Here is a 24,470-nt window from a genome sequence, read left to right as displayed (position 1 = left end):
AGTGTGAAACGATCACGTGGATCCAGTGGCGTGCTCCTGACAGGGGCGCGCCACTCTTCGCTGAGACCCTCTGGAGAACCCACGTGGCTCACCTTCCCGGCCGCCCGCGTGCCCGCGCGGTGCAGCGCATTGCCACCGCTGCGATAGCCGCCGCCCTGGTCGGCACCACTGCCGGAACCGCCCTGGCCGACGGCCACCAGCCGTCCGCCGCGGCCTCCCCGGCCGCGCGGGCGGCCAAGCTGCCCGCCGACGCGTCGTTCAAGCACCGCTCCGAGGCGCTGCGCGGCGAGGCGAAGTCCGGCGACTACCCGAAGACCGGCCCCCTCGCCCCCAAGGCCCCGCTCGCCACCCGCGCCCCGGGCCTCGCCGCCCCCCGCAAGGGCGTCAAGGCCGACGGCCCCTCCGCCGAGGCCCCCTTCTTCCCGCTGAGCGCCGTCAACAACGACGACCTGTACTTCTACTGGCCCGACGGCAAGGGCGGCATCACGCCCAAGGAGTACGTCACCAACGGCTGGAGCGCCATCAACGCCGCCGCCCGCGTCGACCACGACCGCGACGGCATCGCCGACGGCCTCTACGTCCGCGACAACGCCCAGAACATCATCTTCGCGCCCGCCGGCAAGAGCCCGAGCATCGTGGCGGACGACTGGGGCCAGTACGACCAGTTCATGTCCCCCGGCAACCTCGGCGGCGGCAAGGAGTCGGACATCCTCGTCCGCGACCGCGACGGCGTGCTGTGGCTCTACCTCGCCTACCCCGACGGCACGCTGACCGGCCGCAAGAAGGTCGGCCCCGGCTGGGGCCAGTTCACCGAGATCGCCGGCCGCGGCGACCTCACCGGTGACGGCAAGGCCGACATCGTCGCCCGCGACAAGGACGGCGTCCTCTGGCTCTACAAGGGCACCGGCGACTACACCAAGCCGTTCGAGTACAAGCAGCGCATCGGCGGCGGCTGGAACCAGTTCAACAAGCTCGTGGGCACGGGCGACGTCGACCTGGACGGCAAGCCGGACCTGATCGCCCGCGACAAGGACGGCGCGCTGTGGCTGTACCGGGGGACGGGCCGGTCGGACCAGCCGTACGACTACAAGGTGAAGATCGGCAACTCCGGCTGGAACCAGTACGGGATGCTTTTCTGACGTCTCGTCAGTGCAGGTGATCGCCCCGGCGGACCGAAACTCCCGGGCCGCCGCGGGTAGGTGACCGAGCCCGGGGGCAGCGACCGTACAGCGGCCCCCGGGCGTTCTGCGGATCCGGGCTCCGGCGCCTGCGTGCGGCAGCGGGCTCCGGCGCCTGCGTGCGGCAGCGGGCTTCACGCAGGCGCCGCGCTGGGGGCCCGTGTCATCCGCACACCAGGGGCGCGTGTCATCCGCGCACCGAAGGCTTCGCCTCCCGGCGGTACAGCGCTTCCCCCACGGGCGAGTCCTCCCCCGCGACGTGCGAACGGACCGACGCGAGGTAGTCGGCGCGGGCTACCAGGCCGTCGCCGTCACCGTCCAGTGCGGCGAAGGCGGCCTCGGCGTTGCCGGCCGGGTTGCCCAGGGCCGTGCGCAGTGCGGTGAACTCCTTCAAGTCCAGCGCGCCGTCCCCGTCCGTGTCGGCGAGGTCGAAGAGGCCGCCGAGCACGGGCTCGCAGACGGTGTCGAACGCCTCGGCGCCCGCCCACGCCGCGTACTCGTCGAAGGTCACGCCTCCGTCGCCGTCGGCGTCCATCGCCGCCCATGCCCGCGCACCGTTGGCGCGTGCGGCGATGACCAGGGGGTCGTCGTCCGTCCGCCCCGTCGCCAGGGTCACGCGCTCGACCCGTGCCGAGTATTCGGCCTTGGAGATGACGCCGTCCCCGTCCGCGTCGAGCATGGCGAAGACAAGTCGCTTTGCGGCAGTTTCGTCCACTGAGGCACCTTCTATCGGGTTCCGTCGGGTTACGTTCCCGGACGGGGGTCTCTACCCGGATTACCGGTGTCCGACTCCGTCGCTGCGGCGTGCGAGCCCCGCGTGCACAGCAGCACGCGCGCGGCCGGGCCGCTGCGAGTGCCGGGGGAGGCGGGGACGTACGGAGGGTAGTCACAGGGCCGGCAGTGAAACCGGACCCCTGGAGGGCTCATGGTCGGCGGACGTGGTGCGGCAGTGGCGTTGAGTGTCCTGGCTCTGGTGGTGTCGTCGGCGGCGTGGTCCCCGGCCGCGCAGGCGCATACGGGCGGGCACAGAAGCGCCGTCCTGTGCCAGGGGCCCAGCGACAGCACGTACGACCCGCCCCTGACCCTCGAGGCGCGCGGCACGCGTGTCCACACGGACGCCCAGTACTCGTGCAGCGTCGCGCCCGGCCGGATCGTATCGGCCACCGGTTCTCTGGACGGGGTGTCGCCGGAAGCGTCCTGTGACGGCCAGTCCAGCCCCCGCATCACGGAAGTGGTGAAGTACGCCGACGGTGCGGAGTCGTTGCTCGTCTACGACCACGGCACCACCACCCGTACCCTCGGCTTCCTCGACGTCATGCTGTCGGGCCGGGTCGTCAAGGGGCGCGGGGAGGGGCAGTCCGCGCGGCGGGACGTGCTCCTCGCGGCGCCCAAGCAACTGCCCACCGACTGCTTCTCCTCCGGCGTCCGGGGGAACAGCGGCCAGGCACAGCTGGAGATCCAGCCGTGACCCTCACCCCTGGTGCACCCGTGACGATCCCCACCGAGCCCATCGGCAGCATCCCCCGCCCCGCCGAGCTGCTCGCCGCCATGGCGGACCACGCGGCGGGCCGGATCGGCGACGGTGATCTCGCCGCCGCGCAGGATCGCGCCGTCCGTGACACCATCCGCCGCCTGGAGGAGGCCGGTTCGCCGGTCGTCACCGACGGGGAGCAGGCCAAGCCGAGCTTCGCCACGTACCCCTTGGCGGGGCTGGACCGGCTGGCGCCCGACGGCGTCGTCATCCCGTTCGCCGACGGGCACCAGCGGCAGCTGCCCCGGCTGACGGCAGGGCCGTTGCGCTATGCCGTGCACGCCGACCGCTATCTGCGCTCCGCCCTCCCGCACGCGACCGTCCCCGTCAAACAGGCCGTGATCGCCCCCTCTGCGCTCAGCCTGCTCTACCCGCAAGACCCCATCGACGGGTACTCCCGCGAGGCCTTCCTGGACGATCTGACCGCCGAGGCCGAGGCCGACATCCGCGGCTGCCTGGACGCCGGCGCCCACGTCGTCCAGCTCGACTTCACCGAGGCCCGCCTCGCGCTGAAGCTGGACCCGTCGGGGGCCGTGCTGGAGGACTTCATCGCGCTCAACAACCGCGTGCTGGAACGCTTTTCCGCCGCCGAGCGGGCCAGGATCGGCGTGCACAGCTGTCCCGGCGGCGATCAGGACTCCACGCACAGTCTCGACGTGGACTACGCCACCCTTCTGCCGCGGTTGATGCGGCTCAACGCGGGGGCGTTCTACGTCCAGCTGGCGAGCGAGCCGGAACCGGACAAGGTCCTCGCCGTCCTCGCCGAGCACCTTCCCTCCGACGCGCGCGTGTTCGTCGGCGTGACCGACCCGATCGACCCCCGGGTCGAGACTCCCGAGCAGGTCCGGGACCGGGTCCTGGCCGCCGCACGTCATCTGCCCGCCGACCGGCTGGGCACATGCGACGACTGCGGCTTCGCACCCTTCGCCGACGACACGTCCACCTCCCGCGACACCGCCTTCGCCAAGATCCGCGCCCGGGTCGAAGGCACCGCCCTGGCCGCCCGCGCCCTGACCGGCTGAGCCGCAAGGCGTTCACTCCCCCACCGCACTCACTCTCAAGAGTGAATATATCGACCTAAATGGCCGCATGGTTGACGCCCGGGTGTCTCCTGGTCGCAGGACGGATCCCCTGCGAGGGCGAGGCGAGGCACCATGGCCGGAGACCAACGGTCCGCCGGAGACCAGCGGTTCGCCGGGGACGAGCGGTTCGCCATTCTCCCGGACGGCGAACCGTCCTCCCTCGCGGCGGAGCTCCTGCGTCCCTCGGCCACCGAGGTGATCCGGCACGCCTCCGGCAGGCCCTGGCTGCTGGGCAGCTGGCCCGCCGGGCGGGTGAGGACCGCCGAAGCCGGTTCCGCACGGCTGGCGGTGATCGGTCGGTGCCGGGTCACCGCCGCCGGGCTGGCGGCCGGCCTGAGACGGATCCGGCGCGCCGAGGACGTGGAGCAGGCGGTACGGGGGCTGCCGGGCTGCTTCCATGCCGTCGCGTCGATCGGCGGGACGGTGGCCGTGCGCGGGACCGCGTCCGGCACCCGGCGCGTCTACTCCGCGCGCGTGGGCGGCGCCACGATCGGCGCGAGCGGATCCGGCGTGCTGGCAGCGGTCACGGGCGCGCGCGTCGACGAAGAGGCGCTCGCCCTGCACCTCCTGTCGTCACCCCCCTTGTATCCCCTGGACGACCACTGCGTGTGGCACGGCGTCCAGGCCGTACGGTCGCACGACTGCCTGCTGCTGGAGCGCGACGGCCGGGCCCGTACGCGGCGGTGGTGGACCCCGCCCGAACCGGTCGTGCCGGCCGTCGAGGGCGCGCACGACGTGCGGCGGGCCCTGGAGGACGCCGTCGGCTCCTGCACCGCCGGCGGCGGAACGATCAGCTCGGACCTCTCCGGGGGACCGGACTCCACGAGCCTGTGCTTCCTCGCGGCCAGGAGCGACGCCCGCCTGGTCACCCTGCACTGGTCCGGGCTCGACCCCGGCAACGACGACTCCGCGTTCGCGGCCCGCGCGGCCGCCGAACTCCCCGGCGCCGGACACGTCGTGGTGGACCGCTCCCGGGCCCCGGCCTGGTACACGCCCCCGGCCGGGACGGACGCCGTGGCCGACGAGCCTGGCCCCTGGGTGCGCGACGCGGCCCGGCTGAGCATGCTCGCCGCCCTGATGACCGGCCGCGGCTCCCGCCTGCACATGACGGGCGGCGGCGGGGACGAACTGTTCACCGCGCACCCCGCGTACCTCCACGACTACCTCCGCAGCAACCCGCTCGCCGCGCTCGCCCGCCTCCGCCGTCAGCACGCGTTCCAGCGCACCCCTGTGGGGCCGCTCCTGCGCGGACTGGCCGACCGCAGCACCTTCGCGCAGTGGCTGGCCGGCTGGACGGCGGCGGTCTCCGAGCCCGCCCCTGCCCGATCACCGGCCGGATACGTGCCCTCCCTCTCCTGGGGTCCGGAGCAGCACATGCCGCCCTGGGCGACCAGGGACGCGGCCCGCTCCGTACGGGTCGCGCTGCGGGAGGCCGCCGCAGCGGGCCCGGAACCGCTCGCACCGCAGCGCGGGCAGCACGGGGCGCTCGTGGCCGTCATTGCGGGCGGACGGGGCCTGCGCCAGATGAACCAGGTCATCAGCGGCATGGGGCCGGAGTACGCCGCGCCCTTCCTCGACGACGGAGTGGTCGAAGCGGCCCTCTCCGTACGGGTCGCCGAGCGCAACGCTCCCGACCGCTACAAGCCGGTCCTCGCGTCGGCCCTGCGCGGCATCGTGCCCCGCTTCGTCCTGAACCGGTCCACCAAAGGCGAGTACAGCGCCGGACTCCACACCGGACTCCGCGTCAACAGGGCGGCCCTCGCCGGTCTCTTCGGCGATTCCGATTGCCTGCTGGCCCGCCTCGGGCTCATCGACGCCGGCGTGCTCCGCAGGGAGCTGTCCGCGCTGCGGCCGGCCCCGGACCCGCACTTCTCGCTGGACTTCACCCTGGGTGCGGAACTCTGGCTCCGCGCCCACCGGCACGAGGCCGGGCACCCGCGCCCGGTGAGCACGGGAGGCCCGTCATGACCCTCGCCCTGCGCCCGGACGTCTCCGCGACGGACACCGACTACGGGATGGTGCTGCTGGACGAGGCCACCGGCCGCTACTGGCAGCTCAACATCACGGCCGCCCTCATCCTCCACGCCCTGCTCGACGGCGCCACCCCGCAGCAGACCGCCGACCGGCTGGGCGAACGCTTCCCCGGCCTGGGGGCCGAGCGGAGGTCCGCCGATGTGACGGCGTTCGTCCGCGCCCTGAACGAGGCGCGCCTGGTGGTGGGGCAGCCATGAGGCGGACCGTGACTCTCGTAGCGGGGCGGCAGCCATCAGCCGGCCCATGGTTCCCGCCACGCGGGACGAGGTCCCCCTGCACCGCCGCCCGCCCGTCCTCCTGGCCCTGGCCGTCGCCCGGCTGCTCGTCCTGGTGAGGCGGTCGCTGGCCGAGCGGGTGCCGGGCGCGGCCGGGGGGACGTGGCCGGCGGGGTGGCAGCCGTCGCGGGCGGCGGAGCCGGCGCTGATCGCGGCGATCGGGCCGGCCGCCCTGGCGGTGGCGTCGCGGCGCTTCGCGCGCCCGGAGTGAGGGCACGGGGATCCGCGCCCCCCGGCTGCTCCTCTACCTGCTGCTGCTTACTGCAACCCGCGTGGCCCGCCGGACCGGCAGCCGCTTCCGGGCGGCGCGGGCGAGCGAGCGCACCGGCCGCCACAGGGCCACCGCCAGCCCCGCCACGGGCAGCGTGAGCAGCACGATCTGCAGGCACGCCGCGACCGTGCCGAGGACGGGGTAGCCGGCGGCGCCCGCGTTCCCGATGAGGGCGCGGACCGTCAGCCAGTCCGTACGGAGCAGCTGGGGCAGGTTGACGAGCATCATGCCGAGCTGGAGCGTGAGCGCCGGGACCAGGAAGAGGACCCATACCGCGACCACGATCTGCGGCCATCGCTTCAGTGCCTTCAGGCACTCGTCCTGGGGGCGCCGGAGGACGACCCGCTTGAGGATGGGCGCGATGTACTTGAACAGGTCGGGGATGCCGACCAGGTCCGCCACGATGTAGTAGCCGTCGAACCGCAGGGTGGGGAGGAGCTGCTGGATCATTTCCAGGTGGACGGAGAGGATCGCCACCAGCAGCAGCGGATTGCCGGTCGCTCCGTACAGCCCCAGCAGCCCCAGCACGAACAGCCCGTTGAAGTAGACGCCGCCCAGGTCCGCTCGGATGCGGCCGGCACGGCCCAGCCGGTAGGAGCTGGTGATGTCGGTGTAGAAGGCGGGCCAGACCAGGTAGATGCCGCAGCCCATCGCGCCGGGCCGCACGCCGCCGTAGCGGCAGGCCGCGCCGTGGCCCATTTCGTGGAACACGCAGGAGGCGACGGCCAGGAGGACGACGAGGAGGACGTCGGTCGGGGAGGACAGCACGGACTGCAGCGCCGCACCGGTGTCCTGGGTCATCCACAGCCACACCTCGCCGTAGGCGAAGGCGCCCAGGGCGAGCAGGACCAGCACCGGCCGGAACAGCCACGCGAACAGCCCGGCGAGGAACCACGTGGCCTGTTCGGGCAGCACCGCGAGCCGGAAGCGGAACGCCAGGAACGGGTCGGTGCGCACCATGGGCGGGGGCGGCGAGCCGTCGCTGTAGGTCGAAAGGCCCAGCGGGGCGAGCTTCTTGTCGATGAGGAAGACGACGTGCTCCGCGGCGAACCGCCGCCCGGTCTCCCGGCTCAAGTGCTCGGCCACCTGTGCCACGGGCCTGCCGTCGAGCACCCGCGCGAGCTGGTAGAGGAGGACGGGGAGGCGGACGACCTGCCCGTCGGGGCGGCAGACCAGGTGCGGCGGCTCGCGGTAGCCGGAGTCCTCGAACTCGCCGACCAGTTCCGTGCCGGCGACCAGCGCGGGCTGTGCCATGGGCGCTCTCCGTGGGAGGGGTCCGTGGGAGGGGGCGGAGTGCGGGGAAGGACCGGATGCGCCCGGTCCTTCCCCGGTGCGTACGGCGGGCCGTTACGCGATCAGTGGCTGGAGACGGCCGCCGGGATGCAGTGGAGGCCGCTGGCCGGGTTCTGCGAGGGCAGGCCGAGCGAGCCGAACAGGCCGGCCGTCTGCTGCCGGTCGACGGACTGGCAGGCCGACAGCATGGTGGTGCCGTGGTCGGCGGCTCCCGGGGCGTACACACCGCCGCCGGAGGCCGTCGCGGAGCTGCTGCTGGAGCTGCCGGCCCCGGCGCCGGAGCCGACGTCACCGTCGCCGTACGGAGCGGCGAGCGGCGTGGCGACGACGCCCATGACGGTGCGCTCGGGCAGCACCTCGCCCATGACGGTGTCGAGTTCCTCGAAGCTGATGGCGTTTTCCATTTCCGTACCCCTTCTCGAAAGCGGAGCGGTCAGCGGCTGGAGATGGCCGCAGGAATGCACGTGGTGCTGTATCCGGGGTCGCTGGACGCCAGTCCGAGCGCGACCAGCAGAGGAGGGTTGCCGGCGTTCTGCCGGTACTGGCATGCGTAGGCGACCGTCGTCCCGTGGTCCGACTTCACGAGCGTCGGGAACACGGGCTGCTCGGAGCCCGGAGCCGCCGGCAGCAGAACGCTCGACAGCGCGATCCGCCGGGGAAACTCCTCACCGCACATCCGGTCGAGCTCCCCAAAAGTAACGGCGGATCCCATCGTCACTCCCTCCCCCATCGTCCCGGGCGGGAGCTTAACCAGGACATCACCACCCGACACATCATCAATCCGATGATCACCCGGTCGAGTTGGATGTATGCCCCGTGAGGGTGGAAAACCCGAAAAGCATGCATGAACGCGGAAGGGCCGCACCCCGTGAACGGGGTGCGGCCCTCACAACTCCGCGCCGGAACCGCTTACTTGCGGATCAGCGAGCGCAGCACGTACTGCATGATGCCGCCGTTGCGGTAGTAGTCCGCCTCGCCGGGGGTGTCGATGCGGACGACCGCGTCGAACTCCACGCCCGTGTCGGTGGTGACCTTGACCGTGCGGGGCGTGCGGCCCTCGTTGAGCTCGGTCACACCGGTGAAGGTGAAGGTCTCCTCGCCGGTCAGGCCCAGGGACTCCGCCGAGGCGCCCTCGGGGAACTGGAGCGGCAGGACGCCCATGCCGATGAGGTTCGAGCGGTGGATGCGCTCGTAGGACTCGGCGATGACGGCCTTGACGCCGAGGAGCGCGGTGCCCTTGGCGGCCCAGTCGCGGGACGAGCCGGAGCCGTACTCCTTGCCGGCCAGGACGACCAGCGGGATGCCCTGCTCGATGTAGTTGCGCGAGGCGTCGTAGATGAAGGAGACGGGGGCGTCTTCCTTCGTGAAGTCGCGGGTGAAGCCGCCCTCGGTGCCCGGCGCGATCTGGTTGCGCAGGCGGATGTTGGCGAACGTACCGCGGATCATGACCTCGTGGTTGCCGCGGCGGGAGCCGTAGCTGTTGAAGTCACGACGCTCGACACCGTGCTCGGTGAGGTACTTGCCGGCCGGGGTGTCGGCCTTGATGGCACCGGCCGGGGAGATGTGGTCGGTGGTGACCGAGTCGCCCAGCTTGGCGAGGACGCGGGCGCCCTCGATGTCCGTGACGGGGGTGGTCTCCATCGTCATGCCCTCGAAGTACGGGGGCTTGCGGACGTAGGTGGACTCGGCGTCCCACTCGAAGGTGTTGCCGGTCGGGATCGGCAGGGCCTGCCACTGGGCGTCGCCCGCGAAGACGTCGCTGTAGGACTTGTTGAACATGTCCTCGCCGATGGCGTTGGCGACGACGTCGTTGACCTCGGCCTCGGTCGGCCAGATGTCCTTGAGGTAGACCGGGTTGCCCTCGGTGTCCGTGCCCAGGGCGTCCTTGGTGATGTCCACCTTCATGGAACCCGCGAGGGCGTACGCGACGACCAGCGGCGGGGAGGCCAGGTAGTTCATCTTGACGTCGGGGTTGATCCGGCCCTCGAAGTTGCGGTTGCCGGAGAGCACCGAGGTGACGGCCAGGTCGTGGTCGTTGACGGCCTTGGAGACCTCCTCCGGCAGCGGGCCGGAGTTGCCGATGCAGGTGGTGCAGCCGTAACCGACGAGGTTGAAGCCGACCTTGTCGAGGTAGGGGGTCAGGCCCGCCTTGTCGAAGTAGTCGGTGACGACCTTCGAGCCCGGGGCGAGGGTGGTCTTGACCCACGGCTTGCGGGTCAGGCCCTTCTCGACCGCCTTCTTCGCGACGAGGGCAGCGGCCACCATCACGTACGGGTTCGAGGTGTTGGTGCAGGAGGTGATCGCGGCGACGGTGACGGCGCCGTGGTCGATCTCGTAGGTCGAGCCGTCGGGGGCGGTCACGGTGACCGGCTTGGACGGGGCGCCGGTGGAGATGGCCGGGGCGTCGGAGGCCGGGAAGGACTCCTTGCCCGCCTCGTCGACCTCGTCGACGTAGTTGCGGACGTCCTGGGCGAACTGCGCGGCGGCGTTCGCGAGGACGATGCGGTCCTGCGGGCGCTTCGGGCCGGCGATCGAGGGGACGACCGTCGACAGGTCCAGCTCGAGCTTCTCGGAGAAGTCGGGCTCGGCGGCCGGGTCGAGCCAGAGGCCCTGCTCCTTGGCGTAGGCCTCGACGAGCGCGACCTGCTGCTCGGAGCGGCCGGTGAGCTTGAGGTAGTTCAGGGTCTCGCCGTCGATCGGGAAGATCGCGGCGGTGGAGCCGAACTCCGGCGACATGTTGCCGATGGTGGCGCGGTTGGCCAGCGAGGTGGCGGCGACGCCCTCGCCGTAGAACTCGACGAACTTGCCGACGACGCCGTGCTTGCGCAGCATCTCGGTGATCGTGAGGACGAGGTCGGTGGCGGTGGTGCCGGCCGGGAGCTCACCGGTGAGCTTGAAGCCGACGACGCGCGGGATGAGCATGGAGACCGGCTGGCCAAGCATCGCGGCCTCGGCCTCGATGCCGCCGACGCCCCAGCCCAGCACGCCGAGGCCGTTGACCATCGTGGTGTGCGAGTCGGTGCCGACGAGGGTGTCGGGGTAGGCCTGGCCGTTGCGGACCATGACCGTACGGGCCAGGTGCTCGATGTTCACCTGGTGGACGATGCCGGTGCCCGGGGGGACGACCTTGAAGTCGTCGAAGGCGGTCTGGCCCCAGCGCAGGAACTGGTAGCGCTCCTTGTTGCGGCCGTACTCCAGCTCGACGTTCTGGCCGAAGGCGTCCTTCGTGCCGAACTTGTCCGCGATGACGGAGTGGTCGATGACCAGCTCGGCCGGGGAGAGCGGGTTGACCTTCGCCGGGTCGCCGCCGAGCTCCTTGACGGCCTCACGCATGGTGGCGAGGTCGACGACGCAGGGGACGCCGGTGAAGTCCTGCATGATCACGCGGGCCGGCGTGAACTGGATCTCCTGGCTGGGCTGGGCCTGGGAGTCCCAGCTGCCCAGCGCACGGATGTGGTCGGCGGTGATGTTCGCGCCGTCCTCCGTGCGGAGCAGGTTCTCCAGCAGCACCTTCAGGCTGTAGGGCAGGCGTGCCGAGCCCTCGACCTTGTCCAGCCGGAAGATTTCGTACGACTCGTCGCCCACCTGCAGCGTGCTGCGGGCGTCGAAGCTGTTCGCCGACACGACAGTCTCCTTCATGCATGAATTCGCGTACTGCGGCCATCCTGCCGCCCGACGGTCCCGCCGATCCGATAAGGTACGCCTTAGTTAGGCATGCCTTACTGGCGCGACCGCGGTACGCCTCTCGGTAGATATCTCGATGTCGAGATAACTCTAGTACATCGCTGAGGCACGGTCATGTCCTGACGGGGCCGACCGGGTGCCCGCCCCTCGCCCGCCTCCTAGTCCCCCTTCTCGTCCACCTCACGCAGGAAGGCCGGAAGGCGGTCGTTCAGCACCTTCACGGGCATGCCGTGCCCGGCGCCGGGCACGATCTCCGTCCGCACGCCCGGGATCAGCCGCCGGGCCCGCTCCTCGGCGCGCCGCGCGTCCATGATCCGGTCGGCCCCGCCGAGCAGGATCAGGGCGGGCGCGGTCACGGAGCGCAGTTCGTCGTCGGACATGGGGTGCGGCGGGGACAGGCGGATCCGGTAGCCGCGTATCGCCTCCAGGGAGAGCCGGGCCTGCGCCTCGGCCTCCTCGGGATCGAGGCCCGTGTCACCGATGAGGCCGGCGAACCAGCGGCGCTGGAACTTGTCGGATCCGCTGAGGAGGGAGACGGCGGCGCCGAGGACGAAGCCCGCCTTCAGCGGGGCGAGGGCGCGGGGCGGCTCGTAGGCGGTGACGGAGGCGACCCGGCCGGGCCGGTGGGCGGCGTGCTGGAGGGCGACGCCGCCGCCGTACGAGTGGCCGGCGAGGTGGACCCGCTCCAGGCCGAGGCCCGCGAGGACCTCTTCCAGCCAGTTCGCGGTGTCCTCCGGGGTCCGGACGGGCGCGGTCTGCGTGCTGTACCCCGGCTCCCCCACCCGGTCGACGGCCAGCACGGGACGGTCTGCGCCGAGGGCGGCGACGTGCGGCGCCCACTCGGCGGGGGTGGCGCTCTGGCCGTGCAGCAGGACGACCGGGGTGCGGGTGCCGGCGCCGGCGGCCGTGCCGGGGTCCGTGCCGTAGGTGTGCACGCGGGTGGTCCCGAAGGACGTCGTGACGTCCTGCTGCCCCCGCGGCTCCGGCCAGAAGGCCATCGCCTTGTCGTAGGCGGCGAGTATGCGCGCCCGGGCCGCCTCGTCGGCGAACGAACCGAGCCGAGCAGTCACGTCTGCCATGACCATGCCTCCCCCTGCGGCGGCACCCTCGGCCGCCACGCAATTGATCATGGCAGGGGGTGGATTCCGGGACACGGTCGGGCCTAGTTCACCAGTACGAGTGAGCGATGGGCCGAACGGGCGGGGCGGTGGCGCTGATTGCCGTAGACCTCGGAGAGTCGTCATGCTGCAGCCACGATGTCCGCGGGAGGACCGATGAGCGCACAACCTCACTCTTACGCAGCCGACGACCCCGAAACCGCGCTGAAGTACGCGATCCAGCACATCCGGGGACACCGGGCGCAGATCGTGGAGGGGGTCATCGAGCCAGTGTCGCCCACGTGGGGCCACGAAAAGGCCATCACCAGGATCCGCAAGCAGATCGAGCCGACGACGGACAAGCTCGGCTGCGTGATCGGTGCAGGCAATGTCGACCTGCCGGGCACAGCCAATTGGTACGTCCCCGACATGGCTGTCGTGCCTGAGCACCTCGAGGATGCCGATTACGTTCTCCCCGACCAGACCCTCCTCATCGTCGAAGTCACCTCCGACTCGAACGGCGACACCGACCGCATCACCAAACGCCGCCGCTACGCCGAGTACGGCGCCCCGCTCTACCTCCTCGTAGACCGCCAAGAGCGTTCCTGCACGCTCTTCAGCGAGCCGGGGCAGCTCGGCTACACGCACACCGACGGCCCGCTCCCGTTCGGCGTCCCGGTGCACCTTCCCGCCCCTTTCGGCCTCGACATCGAGACTTCCGGGTTCTCGCCCAGGGAGCGTTAGCGGCCGGTCAGGCCGCCCCGCACCAAGGCGACGAGTTCCTCGTCGGACACGCCCAGCGCCCGCGCGTCCGCGACCAGGGCACGGACGCCGTCCGTCAGGCGGGCCCGGCCGGGGGCGGCGGGGTCGGCCGTGACGACCGCGCCGCGGCCGCGGCGCAGCTCGATGAGGCCCTCCTCGCGGAGCTGCTGGTAGCCGCGGAGGACGGTGTGGACGTTGACGCCGAGGGAGTCGGCGAGGGCGCGGGCGGCGGGGAGGCGTTCGCCGGGGCGGACGGTGGCGTCGGCTATGGCGCCGCGCACGGAGGCGGCGATCTGGTCGCCGAGGGGGACCGGGGATCCGTGGTCGAGGCGGACGAGCATCTCAGTCCCTTCCGTTCGCCGCGCGCTCGCGCTGCGTCGTGGGGTCGTTCGCCGCGCGCTCGCGCCGCGTCGTGGGGTCGTTCGTCGTGCGCTCCCGCTCGGCCAGGGCGTTGAGGAGCGCGGCGGCCGTGGCGGCGTCGTCGACCGTGACGAGGAACTCGCTGCCGGTCGTCAGGCGGGCCACCACCGCGTCTCCGGGGCGCAGGGCGAAGCCGCTGCGGCCCGGGACGGCGCGGTAGCCCCAGCCGCCGAGGTCGCGCAGCGGGTCGACGGTGCGGCAGGTGACGTCCTCGATGCGGTCGAGGGGGATGCGCACGCGGGGGCGGGGCAGGCCGAGCACGTTCACGGTGAGGCCGTGCCGGTCGACGGTGACGCGGACGGCGAAGCAGGCGCACAGCGCCACTCCGCCGGCCATCAGGCCCGCGCCCGCGGCCCAGCCGGCGAGCGGGACCAGTGCGGCGCCGGCCGCCAGGAGGGAGCCGCCGCCGGCGAGCACGGGGCGCGAGCCCGCCGTACGGGTCCAGGTGACGCTCTCGCCCTCGCGCAGCGCGAGGCGGGGCAGCGGGGCGGAGGCGGCCTCCTTCGCGAGGGCATCCGCGGGGCGTCGTCCCCCGGCCGGCACGCCGAGGGCCGCGGCCACGGAGGCGGCCGCCACGGCCGCGCCCAGCGCCCCGGGGCCGAGCTCCGCCCCGTCGGCCGTCTCCGCTCCGGCGTTGGCGAGGACGACGGCGACGGCCAGGGCGCCCAGGAGCCCCGCCACGCCGCAGCCGAGGCCGACGAGCACCCGAGCGCCGCGCGTCGCGTACACCAGCCCCGTAAGGAGCAGCGCGGGGACGAGCAGGAGACCGAGGCACTCGTACGGGAAGGAGCCGAGCGTCGTGAAGCCGTCGGCCCCGCCGGAGCCGGTGAAGTGCGTGGCCAGGGGGTCGGGCAGGCCGTCGCGGCGAAGCAGAAAGGCCGTCAGGAAGGCGGCGCAGGCCAGCAGATGGGCGGCCGCCACGACGAGAGGCGCACGGAGGCCGCTCGCCGGGCGCGGGGACACATTCATGACACCTCCGAGTTGTACGCATTGTAATAGAACAACCAATGGCCAGAACCGCCATGCGGATGAAATCTCATATGTGAGATAACGTCTACGGCATGACAGACGCATACCTCGCCCGTATCGGCAAGCTGATCCGTGACGCCCGGCAGCACCGAGGCTGGACCCAGTCGCAGCTCGCGGAGGCCCTCGGCACCAGCCAGAGCGCCGTGAACCGCATTGAGCGAGGAAATCAGAACATCAGCCTTGATATGATCGCCCGTATCGGTGAGGCGCTGGACAGCGAAATCGTCTCCCTCGGTTACGCCGGGCCCATGCATCTCAGGGTGGTCGGCGGCCGCCGCCTCTCCGGCTCCATCGACGTCAAGACCAGCAAGAACGCGTGCGTCGCCCTGCTGTGCGCAACGCTCCTCAACGCCGGCCGCACGACCCTGCGCCGGGTCGCCCGGATCGAGGAGGTCTACCGGATCCTGGAGGTGCTGGGCAGCATCGGCGTCCGCACCCGCTGGATCAACGACGGCAACGACCTGGAGATCGTGCCGCCGGCGGAGCTGGACCTGGCCGCGATGGACACCGAGGCCGCTCGCCGCACGCGCAGCGTCATCATGTTCCTCGGCCCGCTCCTGCACCGCATGGACCACTTCAAGATTCCGTACGCGGGCGGCTGCGACCTCGGCACGCGCACCGTCCAGCCGCACATGACCGCCCTGCGCCACTTCGGCCTGGAGGTCACGGCCACCGACGGCACGTACCACGCCCGTGTCGACCGTTCGGTCGCACCCACCCGGGCGATTGTGCTGACCGAGCGCGGCGACACCGTGACCGAGAACGCCCTCCTCGCGGCCGCCCGGCACGACGGCGTCACCGTCATCCGGAACGCCAGTTCGAACTACATGGTCCAGGACCTCTGCTTCTTCCTGGAGGAGCTCGGCGTACGGGTCGAGGGCATCGGCACGACCACGCTCACCGTGCACGGCGTCGCCACCATCGACCGCGACGTGGACTACGCGCCCTCCGAGGACCCGGTCGAGGCGATGAGCCTGCTGGCCGCCGCCGTCGTCACGGAGTCCGAACTGACCATCCGGCGCGTGCCGGTGGAGTTCCTGGAGATCGAGCTCGCCGTCCTGGAGGAGATGGGCCTCGACCACGAGCGCAGCCCCGAGTACCCGGCGAACAACGGCCGCACGCGCCTGCTCGACCTGACCGTGCGCCCCTCGAAGCTGCGGGCGCCGATCGACAAGATCCACCCCATGCCGTTCCCCGGCCTCAACATCGACAACGTGCCCTTCTTCGCGGCCATCGCCGCGGCCGCCCAGGGCCAGACCCTCATCCACGACTGGGTCTACGACAACCGCGCCATCTACCTCACCGACCTCAACCGTCTCGGCGCCGACGTCAAGCTGCTCGACCCGCACCGCGTCCTCGTCGAGGGCCCGACGCGCTGGCGCTCGGCGGAGATGATGTGCCCGCCGGCCCTGCGCCCCGCCGTGGTCGTGCTGCTGGCGATGATGGCGGCGGAGGGCACGTCCGTGCTCCGCAACGTCTACGTCATCAACCGCGGTTACGAGGACCTGGCCGAACGCCTCAACTCGATCGGGGCCCAGATCGAGATCTTCCGGGACATTTAACGTCGCTGCAGGTCAGCTCGGCCGCCGGGACGGCCTCGTTCCGCCCCGGCGGCCGAGCTTCACTGAGCAGGGAGAGCGGCGTTGTTGACCGCGACGATCAGGTAAGGGTCGATCCGAACCCAGAAAGCCTTCCCGTCCCGCTGGAGGTCGCCGTCCAGCCCCAGGCCACGGACGCGCTCCCAAGCCGTTGCCGTGTCGTCGATGGCCAATCGGAGTTGTGCCTCAGGAAGAATTGGGACACCGTCACGGATCCGCCGTTGCCTGATGACGAGGTTGTCGTAAGAGACCCAGTCATCCCCGTGCTGAGTCGCGCTCAGGCCCATCATGGTCAGGGCTTCCTTCACACGGCCCACATCGGCGACAGGCACGTACGCCCCCTGGAGCCGGGCCTGCGCTTCAGGGGAAGCGGGCCGGCCACCGGTGACGGGCTCCGGCCCCGCACGGCGGGTGCCGCGGACGATGAAGATGTTCTGTCCGTCTTCGGTGAGCAGTTGCGAACGCTCTGCGCTCCACGCGCCGGAGGTGATCGTGCTCCGGGCGACGATACGGCTCCGGCGGCGGTCCGGGAGCAGAACGCTGTCGCCCTTCCCGGCCACATCGAGCGCCTCGCGGAAGTCTCTCCTGGCTCGTTCGGCTTCATCCCGCGAGGGAAGCGGCTCACGTTGGGTGACGGAGAACAGCAGGTCATCGGCGAGGGCGACCAGCAAGTGCCGGTCCTGCACCGTGCGGCCGTAGAAGCCGAGCCAGTCATGTCCCAGTCCGGCGCCCAGCAGGCTGCCCGTCATGGACGCAAGGGTGTCGGTGTCCGCACCCTCCTGGCGGGCGGGAATGGTGATTCCCCTTTCGGGCGCAGCCGCCGAACGAGCAGCCAGGTAAATGGCAGCAGCGGCACACAAAGTGCCGGAGCCGCGTGTCTTCGTCCGGGTCAGCCCGTGGGAATCGAGGAAGACGGAGGGAGCGCTCAGCGCGCCGTCGCCGAGGGTGTCGTGTGCGCTGTTGAGCAGGTCTTCCATCTCCCGCGCCGTCTCCTCCCAGACGCGGTCGTAGCCTTCCGGGAACGCACGGGCAGCGGCGTCCAGCCAAGGCTGGTCCAGGATCCGCCATACAGGCTCCCGCCAGTTCCCCGAACCGTCCAGCGTGGCTTCGATCAGCCATCCGTAAGCGAGTGGCGCGGGCTGGCGCAGGCTGATCCACAGCGCGTAGGCGTGCACCAAGGCGCCCAAGAGAGCGCGGGGGTGGCCGTGCGTAGTCACAGCGTCGCGAATCACATCGGCGGCCAGGGCATCAAAGCAGCCCCGGTGATGAGCAATGACGTGGGGGGCGATCCGCATCGCCGCGCCATTGGCACCCGTATTGAAGTACCTCTCCTGGTCGTCGGCCCTCTTGCCCCAGGCCGCGCCCTGTTTGCTCCAGGCACGGCAGGCTCGTTTGATGCTGGCCCCGGCCCCCCGTTCGTAGTCGAGCAGGAAAGGCAACTCGACATGCTGCAGCCAGGGCAGCCAGGCGTCACCTCCGGTAAGGCGCGCTCTGGCCACTGCGATCAGCAGTTGGGTGTCGTCGCTGTACTCGCCCGCACCGACGTCCTCGGGGAGAGGGCGGAAGCGGCTGCCGGCCAGCCGCTGCCAGGGGAAGAACCGCCCCGCGACCTGACTGAGCGGCGGCAGCGACCGGGTACGGTCACGCCGTTCGTAGGGCCAGCCCATGGCGTCGCCGACGGCGGCGCCCACGAGCATTCCGCGGGCCCGGTCGGACCAGGGGTGCAGCTCGGCGTTCACGTGCTTCACTCTGCCAGAGTCGGAGGAGGGGTGTACGGGGTCTCCAGTGGGCGCTTGCCGGTGCGCACTGATCTGCTCAAACCGTACTTGTCGAAGATGACAGGGGCGACGGACAACGGCGGCAGAAGGGCAGCCGTACCGAGGGCCACGTGCCGGTGGTACTCCAGCTGCGCTTGTTCTTCGTCACGGACGATGACCGTCCTCACGTCCGACAGCGGTATGGCATGAGGTGTCTGCACTTCCGCCTGGTCGTCCGTCGGCCACCAGGCCGGGTGGTTACGCTCCCGCCGTCGTGTCGCGTTCCCCGTCACCATGGCTGCGAACATGGCGCGGAAGGCCTCGACGCCCGCATGCGCGCCCGCACTCATATCCCTGGCCGAGTTGTAGGGGGAGAACCGCACGCCGGGACGGGCGAGAATTCCGGGGTCGAGGGTGAGGACGACCCAGTCCCGGAAGTGAGGGTCACGGCTCGCTGCCTGGGACAAATACCAGGTGTTCGGATACTCGACGCTCAGGAACGTGTAGGCCAGTGCGCCGTCCATGCGACGGGTGTCGGCGGGACGGAAGGCATCGGATTGCTCCTGCAAGGTTGTCACCGGGCGTATCTCGCCGCTGGCGAGGATGTGGGCCAGGTTGGCGGACTTGGTGACATGACACAGGCGCGTGATGCCGAGTTCTCGGGCCAGGTCGGCTACGTCCCTCATGCAGTCACCCGCCGCACGTACAGGTCCGACATCTCACCGGGGAGAAGGCCGGTGAGTTTACTGGAGTGCATCAGGACGAGGTCCTGCCGCGCGCGTGTGATGGCCACGTACAACTGACGCGCCTCGCGGGCCCGGGCCTCGTCGATGCCGTGCGCTTCGACCTCACCGGGTCTCGGCAGCTCGTCCACGTCGCAGTACGGGAGGATCACCGAGTCGAACTCGAGTCCCTTCGCCGCGGAATACGTTCCGTAGAAGACGCCCGGCTCGTGCGTCCAGCGCAGAAGATCACGGTGCAGGCGGTGAACCGGGGTGGTACGGCCCCCGCCCAGGAGAGCTCTGAGTTCCTTCTCGTGTTCGCGTGTCCGCATCAGTATGGCGACCTGGCGGTCGGCTCCCAACGCCAGGGCTGTGCGTGCAGCGGCGACCAGCTGCTGTTCCTTGCTCGCGGCCTCCAGGATGGTGGGCTTGGGCCCGTCCGCCGCCGGGCCAGCCGGCTGGACCAGATCGACGTCGTCCCGGAAGTGCGGCATGTTGGAGATGGCTTGGGCAAGCCGGGCGATCTGCCGGCTGTTGCGGTAGTTGTGGGTGAACTCCACGACCCCAGGGACCCGCAGGCCGAGGGAACGCCACGACATCCGGCTGCCGTAGATCTGCTGTGCGTAATCCCCGAAGAAGGTGAGCGACCCGTCCTCGGGAATGGCGGCCGCGAGGCTTCGGATCATCTGGGGCGTGAAGTCCTGTCCTTCGTCCACGACCACGTGACGGTAGTGGCGTTCGGTGGGGTCCTCCCGCAGCGCGGCCAGTGCGGTGGACGCCACGTCGTCCCAATCGTGCGCGAATCCCTCCCCGGCCCGCAGCTGCACGTACCGCTGATAGACGTGGAAGACGACTTCTCGGTCGGCGCCCTGGAGCGGCGTTCCCCGGCCGACCCGGGGCGTGCGGTTCTCCACGTACGCCTCCTGGTCGGTCACGCCGTGCCCGACCATCCAGTGAAGTTCATCGAGGAAGAATCCCAGCGGGCGCTGAACCACCGCCCGGGAAGGATGGCGCGCCCGCGCCTCCTCAAGGGCCCGTTCGACGAGGCTGCTCTTGTACTTGCAGATCTGTACAGGGGATTTGGTGCGATGTGCGATGTAGCCGAGAGCGAATCGGTGGTAGTTCTCGATCTGCAGGTTGGCGGGGGTGTCCCCCATGCCCTTGAGATAGGTCACAAGCGCCTTGTTGAACGTGACCAGCAGCGTCCGGCCCCCGATGCCCGGGGCCGTGGCCAGGTAGTGGGCCCGGTGCACCGCCATGGTCGTTTTTCCGCTGCCTGCCGTGCCGAGAACAACGCAGTGTCCGCTGCCGTTCAGGAAGACGACGTCTCGCTGATGACCCTTCGGGTCAGGTAACGAAAGCCCCATCGCGTCAGTATGACGTGCCCATGGTCAACTCGTACATGGTCATGCCGGGAGCTTCCGGACCAGGAGAGCCTGCACGTTCCTCGGAGGAAGACCAGCGGTAGGATAGGGAGTATGAGTGAGCCTACCGGCAAGTACTCGATCACCATGCCCCGCGACATCGCCGAGGCAGCAAAGGCCCGCAGCGGCCCTTCCGGACTGTCCGCTTACGTCGCCGCCGCCGTGGCTCGCCAGATCGAGCGCGACAACCTCAACGAGATCATCCAGGTCGCCGAGGCCGAGCACGGGCCCGTCACCGACGAAGAGATCCAGAGCTTGCGCGATCAGTTGAGCCAAGCCCGGCACGAGCAGACGCGGGGCAGGGCTGACGCCGCGTGATCCGGCCCTCCGCCGCCCCCGGCGGCACCCTGGTCCTCGACAGCGAAGGGCTGGCCAAAGCCGTTCTGCGAGACCGCACAATCACCACTTGGCTCGCGCTGGCCCGCGCCGACGACCTTCGCGTGCTCACCTCCGCGGCGACCCTGGTGGAGGTGATCCACCCCCGCATCAACCGCCCGGCCCTGGAGTGGCTCCTCTCCCGCATCACCGTCGAACCGGTCACCGAGCCCATCGCCCGCCATGCCGCCGCCCTCCTCGCCGACGGGGGCCTGCACGGTCACAAGTACGCGATCGACGCCATGCTGGGCGCCACCGCCCTCGCCGCCCCCGGACCGGTCACGATCCTCACCTCCGACCCGGAGGATCTGACCGCCCTGTGCGGCCGGCGCGTCAGCGTCATCAAGATCTGACCGGAGCCACACTGGGAGCGAGGCGGAGAGCGAGCGCCGACGGTGGGTGAGGCCTTCCGGTGGATACGCCGGGACACCAGCGGAATCAGCTCGGTGAACCGGTCTATCGCGCGTGATCGGGGCCAGGATGGTGGCATGGGATTCCATGTCGATTCCGAGGCCGGGCGGCTGCGCCGCGTCATACTGCACCGCCCCGGTCTGGAGCTGAAGCGGCTCACGCCCTCCAACAAGGACGCTCTGCTCTTCGACGACGTGCTGTGGGTGCGGCGGGCCCGCGCCGAGCACGACGGGTTCGCGGACGTGCTGCGCGAGCGCGGGGTCGAGGTGCACTTCTTCCAGGACCTGCTGGAGGAGAGCCTGACGGTGCCGGAGGCGCGGGAGCTCGTGCTGGACCGGGTCTTCGACGAGAAGGAGTACGGCCCGCTGGCCACCGGCCACCTGCGGGCCGCGTTCGAGCGGCTGCCGGCGGCGGAGCTGGGCGAGTGGCTGGTCGGGGGGATGACCAAGCGGGAGTTCCTGGAGCGGCACAGCGAGCCGGTCTCGGTGCGCTTCCACGCCATGGAGCTGGACGACTTCCTGATCAACCCGCTGCCCAACCACCTGTTCACCCGGGACACCTCCGCCTGGATCTACGACGGGGTGTGCGTCAACGCGATGCGCTGGCCCGCGCGTTGGCACGAGACGGTGCACTACGAGGCCCTGTACCGCTACCACCCGCTGTTCTCGGACGGCCGCTTCCACGTCTGGTCGGAGGGGCAGGCGGCCTATCCGTCGACGATCGAGGGCGGTGACGTGCTCGTCATCGGCGAGGGCGCCGTGCTGATCGGCATGAGCGAGCGGACCACCCCGCAGGCCGTGGAGATGCTCGCCCACCGGCTCTTCGCCGCCGGCTCGGCCCGCACGATCGTGGCGCTGGACATGCCCAAGCGGCGCGCGTTCATGCACCTGGACACGGTGATGACCATGGTGGACGGGGACACCTTCACGCAGTACGCGGGGCTCGGGATGCTGCGCTCGTACACGATCGAGCCGGGCGCGGGCGAGCGCGAGCTGAAGGTCACCGACCATCCGCCGGAGCACATGCACCGGGCGATCGCGGCGGCCCTGGGCCTGGATTCGGTGCGGGTGCTCACCGCGACGCAGGACGTGCACGCGGCGGAGCGGGAGCAGTGGGACGACGGCTGCAACGTGCTGGCCATCGAGCCGGGCGTGGTGATCGCCTACGAGCGGAACGCGACGACCAACACGCACCTGCGGAAGCACGGCATCGAGGTGATCACCATCCCGGGCAGCGAGCTGGGGCGGGGCCGGGGCGGGCCGCGCTGCATGAGCTGCCCGATCGAGCGGGACGCCGTGGGGAGGGGCTGAGCGGGGCCCGGCCCCGGACCTCATCCGCACACCTGATTGCATAATGATACGGGTATTCGTATAGCATTACGGTTTTCCGCAGCCGTGAGCACGTGAGCAAGCTAGGAGTCCATCCCATGGCGACAGACCTCAAGGGCCGTCACTTCCTCAAGGAGACGGACTTCACCGCCGAGGAGTTCCACAGCCTCGTCGAGCTCGCCGCCGAGCTCAAGGCCGCCCGGGAGACCGGCACCGAGGCGCAGCGGCTCACCGGCCGCCACATCGCCCTGATCTTCGAGAAGACCTCGACCCGGACCCGCTGCGCCTTCGAGGTCGCGGCGGGCGACCAGGGCGCCCGTACGACCTTCCTCGACCCCGCGAGCTCGCAGATCGGGCACAAGGAGTCGGTCAAGGACACCGCCCGCGTGCTCGGCCGGATGTTCGACGCGATCGAGTACCGGGGCCACGGCCAGGAGATCGTGGAGGAGCTGGCCGCGCACGCGGGGGTGCCCGTCTACAACGGCCTGTCGGACGAATGGCACCCCACGCAGATGCTCGCCGACGTCCTCACCATGTCCGAGCACACCGCCAAGCCCCTGGAGCACGTCGCCCTCGCCTACCTCGGCGACGCCCGCTACAACATGGGCAACTCCTACCTCATCACCGGCGCCCTCCTCGGCATGGACGTGCGCATCGTGGCCCCGGAGGAGCTGTGGCCCGCCCCCGAGGTCGTCGCGCAGGCCAAGCGGCTCGCCGAGACGAGCGGGGCGCGGATCGAGCTCACCGCCGACGTCGCCGAGGGCGTGAAGGGCGCGGACTTCGTCGCCACCGACGTGTGGGTGTCGATGGGCGAGCCCAAGGAGGTGTGGGACGCCCGGATCACCCTGCTCCGCCCGTACGCGGTGACCATGGACGTGCTGCGCGCCACCGGGAACCCGGCGGTGAAGTTCCTGCACTGCCTGCCGGCCTTCCACGACCTGGAGACGACGGTCGCCCGCGAGATCCACGCGCGGCACGGGCTGACTTCCCTGGAGGTCAGCGACGAGGTCTTCGAGTCGCCGCACTCCGTCGTCTTCGACCAGGCCGAGAACCGGATGCACACCATCAAGGCGGTGATGGTCGCGACGCTGGCCGGCTAGGCCCTGGGACCGCCGGCCGGAAACGGCCCCCGAAGAGGGCGGGCGGAGTGCGCGGGCACTTCTCTTCTTATCGCGTAGTCGTGACGACAGTCACGATCCGGTGATAGCTTCGCAAGGCAGGCGACACCAGCCCCAGGCTGAAGGAGGCCGTGCCCCGTGAGCCCGTTCACCGGCTCCGCGTCCCGGACCGAGGAGTGGCGGCACCTGCGCCTGACCCTCGACGCCGGTGTCGCGACCGTCACCCTCTCCCGCCCCGACAAGCTCAACGCCCTCACCTTCGGCGCCTACGCCGACCTGCGTGACCTCCTGCCCGAGCTGGCCCGCGACGGCTCCGTGCGCGCCCTCGTGCTCGGCGGGGAGGGCCGCGGCTTCTGCTCCGGCGGCGACGTCGACGAGATCATCGGCGCGACGCTGACCATGGACACCGGCCGGCTCCTCGACTTCAACCGGATGACCGGCCAGACCGTACGGGCGCTGCGCGAGTGCCCCTTCCCCGTGGTCGCCGCCGTCCACGGGGTCGCCGCGGGCGCCGGCGCCGTCCTCGCGCTCGCCGCCGACTTCCGGGTCGCCGACCCGACGGCCCGCTTCGCGTTCCTCTTCACCCGGGTCGGCCTGTCCGGCGGTGACATGGGGGCCGCCTACCTCCTCCCCCGCGTCGTCGGCCTCGGCCACGCCACGCGGCTGCTGATGCTCGGCGAGCCCGTACGCGCCGCCGAGGCCGAGCGCATCGGGCTCATCAGCCAGTTGACGGAGGAGGGGCAGGCGGGCAACGCCGCGCAGGCCCTCGCCCGGCGCCTCGCCGAGGGGCCCGCCCTCGCCCACGCCCAGACCAAGGCCCTGCTCACCGCCGAGCTCGACATGCCGCTCGCCGCCGCCGTCGAACTCGACGCCGCCACCCAGGCGCTGCTCATGAACAGCGCCGACTACGCCGAGTTCCACGCCGCCTTCACCGAGAAGCGGCCGCCGAAGTGGCGGGGGCGATGACGTGGCCGGGCCGGCGAGCACGGCCGGAGGCACGGTGAGAGCGGCCGGAGGCACGGCCGGAAGTGCAGCGGGAAGCACAGCCGGAAGCGCGGGGCCGGGAACTCCCGCGCGCACG

Annotated in this window: 24 protein-coding genes; 13 read left to right on the top strand and 11 right to left on the bottom strand. The window is 71.0% G+C overall.

Annotated elements, in window-relative coordinates:
- Positions 1 to 83: 83 nt before the first annotated feature.
- Positions 84 to 1,139 (top strand): FG-GAP repeat domain-containing protein, encoded by a 1,056-nt coding sequence (locus tag ACFZCD_RS22275; RefSeq protein WP_391833445.1) that lies wholly within the window; start codon positions 84 to 86, stop codon positions 1,137 to 1,139.
- Between the two features lie 226 nt (positions 1,140 to 1,365).
- On the opposite strand, the gene ACFZCD_RS22270 is transcribed toward ACFZCD_RS22275, so the two are convergent.
- Positions 1,366 to 1,893 (bottom strand): EF-hand domain-containing protein, encoded by a 528-nt coding sequence (locus tag ACFZCD_RS22270; RefSeq protein WP_391833443.1) that lies wholly within the window; start codon positions 1,891 to 1,893, stop codon positions 1,366 to 1,368.
- A gap of 234 nt (positions 1,894 to 2,127) precedes the next feature.
- On the opposite strand from ACFZCD_RS22270, the gene ACFZCD_RS22265 reads away from it, so the two are divergent.
- From ACFZCD_RS22265 to ACFZCD_RS22245, 5 genes are all read left to right on the top strand, one after another.
- Positions 2,128 to 2,646: a hypothetical protein gene (locus ACFZCD_RS22265; protein ID WP_391833442.1), complete on the top strand. Its 519-nt coding sequence runs from the start codon at positions 2,128 to 2,130 to the stop codon at positions 2,644 to 2,646.
- Between the two features lie 20 nt (positions 2,647 to 2,666).
- Positions 2,667 to 3,731, top strand: coding sequence for a cobalamin-independent methionine synthase II family protein (locus tag ACFZCD_RS22260; protein ID WP_391833440.1), 1,065 nt, complete (start codon positions 2,667 to 2,669; stop codon positions 3,729 to 3,731).
- A 132-nt stretch (positions 3,732 to 3,863) separates the two neighbouring features.
- Positions 3,864 to 5,759, top strand: a complete 1,896-nt coding sequence (locus tag ACFZCD_RS22255) for an asparagine synthase-related protein (RefSeq protein ID WP_391833438.1) — start codon at positions 3,864 to 3,866, stop codon at positions 5,757 to 5,759.
- Positions 5,756 to 6,022, top strand: coding sequence for a lasso peptide biosynthesis PqqD family chaperone (locus ACFZCD_RS22250; RefSeq protein WP_391833436.1), 267 nt, complete (start codon positions 5,756 to 5,758; stop codon positions 6,020 to 6,022). The genes ACFZCD_RS22255 and ACFZCD_RS22250 overlap by 4 nt, the downstream gene beginning before the upstream one ends.
- Positions 6,023 to 6,068: 46 nt before the next feature.
- Positions 6,069 to 6,311, top strand: coding sequence for a hypothetical protein (locus ACFZCD_RS22245; protein WP_391833434.1), 243 nt, complete (start codon positions 6,069 to 6,071; stop codon positions 6,309 to 6,311).
- Positions 6,312 to 6,344: 33 nt separating this feature from the next.
- On the opposite strand, the gene ACFZCD_RS22240 is transcribed toward ACFZCD_RS22245, so the two are convergent.
- From ACFZCD_RS22240 to ACFZCD_RS22220, 5 genes are all read right to left on the bottom strand, one after another.
- Positions 6,345 to 7,625 (bottom strand): hypothetical protein, encoded by a 1,281-nt coding sequence (locus tag ACFZCD_RS22240; protein WP_391833432.1) that lies wholly within the window; start codon positions 7,623 to 7,625, stop codon positions 6,345 to 6,347.
- Between the two features lie 101 nt (positions 7,626 to 7,726).
- Entirely contained in the window at positions 7,727 to 8,068 is a 342-nt protein-coding gene (locus tag ACFZCD_RS22235; RefSeq protein WP_391833430.1) for a hypothetical protein, read from the bottom strand.
- 29 nt (positions 8,069 to 8,097) lie between these two features.
- Entirely contained in the window at positions 8,098 to 8,376 is a 279-nt protein-coding gene (locus tag ACFZCD_RS22230; protein WP_391833428.1) for a hypothetical protein, read from the bottom strand.
- A 197-nt stretch (positions 8,377 to 8,573) separates the two neighbouring features.
- A complete protein-coding gene (gene acnA / locus ACFZCD_RS22225; protein ID WP_391833426.1) occupies positions 8,574 to 11,288 on the bottom strand; it encodes an aconitate hydratase AcnA in 2,715 nt (904 codons plus the stop codon).
- Between the two features lie 218 nt (positions 11,289 to 11,506).
- Positions 11,507 to 12,427 carry an alpha/beta fold hydrolase gene (locus ACFZCD_RS22220; protein WP_391833424.1) on the bottom strand — a complete coding sequence of 307 codons (921 nt, stop codon included), beginning with the start codon at positions 12,425 to 12,427 and terminating at the stop codon, positions 11,507 to 11,509.
- A gap of 195 nt (positions 12,428 to 12,622) precedes the next feature.
- On the opposite strand from ACFZCD_RS22220, the gene ACFZCD_RS22215 reads away from it, so the two are divergent.
- Positions 12,623 to 13,189: a Uma2 family endonuclease gene (locus tag ACFZCD_RS22215; protein ID WP_391833422.1), complete on the top strand. Its 567-nt coding sequence runs from the start codon at positions 12,623 to 12,625 to the stop codon at positions 13,187 to 13,189.
- On the opposite strand, the gene ACFZCD_RS22210 is transcribed toward ACFZCD_RS22215, so the two are convergent.
- Together ACFZCD_RS22210 and ACFZCD_RS22205 are read right to left on the bottom strand one after the other, a co-directional pair.
- Positions 13,186 to 13,548, bottom strand: a complete 363-nt coding sequence (locus ACFZCD_RS22210; protein WP_391833420.1) for a GntR family transcriptional regulator — start codon at positions 13,546 to 13,548, stop codon at positions 13,186 to 13,188. The genes ACFZCD_RS22215 and ACFZCD_RS22210 overlap by 4 nt on opposite strands.
- 1 nt (position 13,549) lies before the next feature.
- Positions 13,550 to 14,596, bottom strand: a complete 1,047-nt coding sequence (locus tag ACFZCD_RS22205) for a hypothetical protein (protein ID WP_391833418.1) — start codon at positions 14,594 to 14,596, stop codon at positions 13,550 to 13,552.
- 92 nt (positions 14,597 to 14,688) lie between these two features.
- Here ACFZCD_RS22205 and ACFZCD_RS22200 point away from each other — a divergent pair, with 92 nt between their 5' ends.
- A complete protein-coding gene (locus ACFZCD_RS22200; RefSeq protein WP_391833416.1) occupies positions 14,689 to 16,218 on the top strand; it encodes a helix-turn-helix domain-containing protein in 1,530 nt (509 codons plus the stop codon).
- 59 nt (positions 16,219 to 16,277) lie between these two features.
- Here ACFZCD_RS22200 and ACFZCD_RS22195 read toward each other — a convergent pair whose 3' ends face one another.
- From ACFZCD_RS22195 to ACFZCD_RS22185, 3 genes are read right to left on the bottom strand one after another with little or no spacing between them, the layout of a single operon-like run.
- On the bottom strand, positions 16,278 to 17,993 hold the full coding sequence (locus ACFZCD_RS22195) for an ADP-ribosylglycohydrolase family protein (protein WP_391833414.1): 1,716 nt from the start codon (positions 17,991 to 17,993) through the stop codon (positions 16,278 to 16,280).
- 5 nt (positions 17,994 to 17,998) lie between these two features.
- A complete protein-coding gene (locus ACFZCD_RS22190) occupies positions 17,999 to 18,697 on the bottom strand; it encodes a DarT ssDNA thymidine ADP-ribosyltransferase family protein (protein ID WP_391833412.1) in 699 nt (232 codons plus the stop codon).
- On the bottom strand, positions 18,694 to 20,100 hold the full coding sequence (locus tag ACFZCD_RS22185) for a UvrD-helicase domain-containing protein (RefSeq protein ID WP_391833410.1): 1,407 nt from the start codon (positions 20,098 to 20,100) through the stop codon (positions 18,694 to 18,696). Before ACFZCD_RS22185 ends, ACFZCD_RS22190 begins: the two co-directional genes overlap by 4 nt.
- Positions 20,101 to 20,211: 111 nt before the next feature.
- Between ACFZCD_RS22185 and ACFZCD_RS22180 the strand changes: the two genes are divergently transcribed.
- The 5 genes from ACFZCD_RS22180 to ACFZCD_RS22160 all read left to right on the top strand — a co-directional run bounded on the left by ACFZCD_RS22180 (position 20,212) and on the right by ACFZCD_RS22160 (position 24,355).
- On the top strand, positions 20,212 to 20,475 hold the full coding sequence (locus tag ACFZCD_RS22180; protein ID WP_391833408.1) for a CopG family transcriptional regulator: 264 nt from the start codon (positions 20,212 to 20,214) through the stop codon (positions 20,473 to 20,475).
- Entirely contained in the window at positions 20,472 to 20,885 is a 414-nt protein-coding gene (locus ACFZCD_RS22175) for a type II toxin-antitoxin system VapC family toxin (protein WP_391833406.1), read from the top strand. Before ACFZCD_RS22180 ends, ACFZCD_RS22175 begins: the two co-directional genes overlap by 4 nt.
- A 135-nt stretch (positions 20,886 to 21,020) precedes the next feature.
- Positions 21,021 to 22,253, top strand: a complete 1,233-nt coding sequence (locus ACFZCD_RS22170) for an arginine deiminase (protein ID WP_391833404.1) — start codon at positions 21,021 to 21,023, stop codon at positions 22,251 to 22,253.
- Between the two features lie 116 nt (positions 22,254 to 22,369).
- Positions 22,370 to 23,371 (top strand): ornithine carbamoyltransferase, encoded by a 1,002-nt coding sequence (gene argF / locus ACFZCD_RS22165; RefSeq protein WP_391833402.1) that lies wholly within the window; start codon positions 22,370 to 22,372, stop codon positions 23,369 to 23,371.
- Between the two features lie 156 nt (positions 23,372 to 23,527).
- Positions 23,528 to 24,355: an enoyl-CoA hydratase family protein gene (locus tag ACFZCD_RS22160; RefSeq protein ID WP_391833400.1), complete on the top strand. Its 828-nt coding sequence runs from the start codon at positions 23,528 to 23,530 to the stop codon at positions 24,353 to 24,355.
- Positions 24,356 to 24,470: the final 115 nt, after the last annotated feature.

The sequence above is a fragment of the Streptomyces sp. NPDC008001 genome (assembly GCF_042958085.1).
Taxonomy (GTDB): Bacteria; Actinomycetota; Actinomycetes; order Streptomycetales; family Streptomycetaceae; genus Streptomyces.
This window is presented reverse-complemented; position numbering and strand designations above follow the sequence as displayed.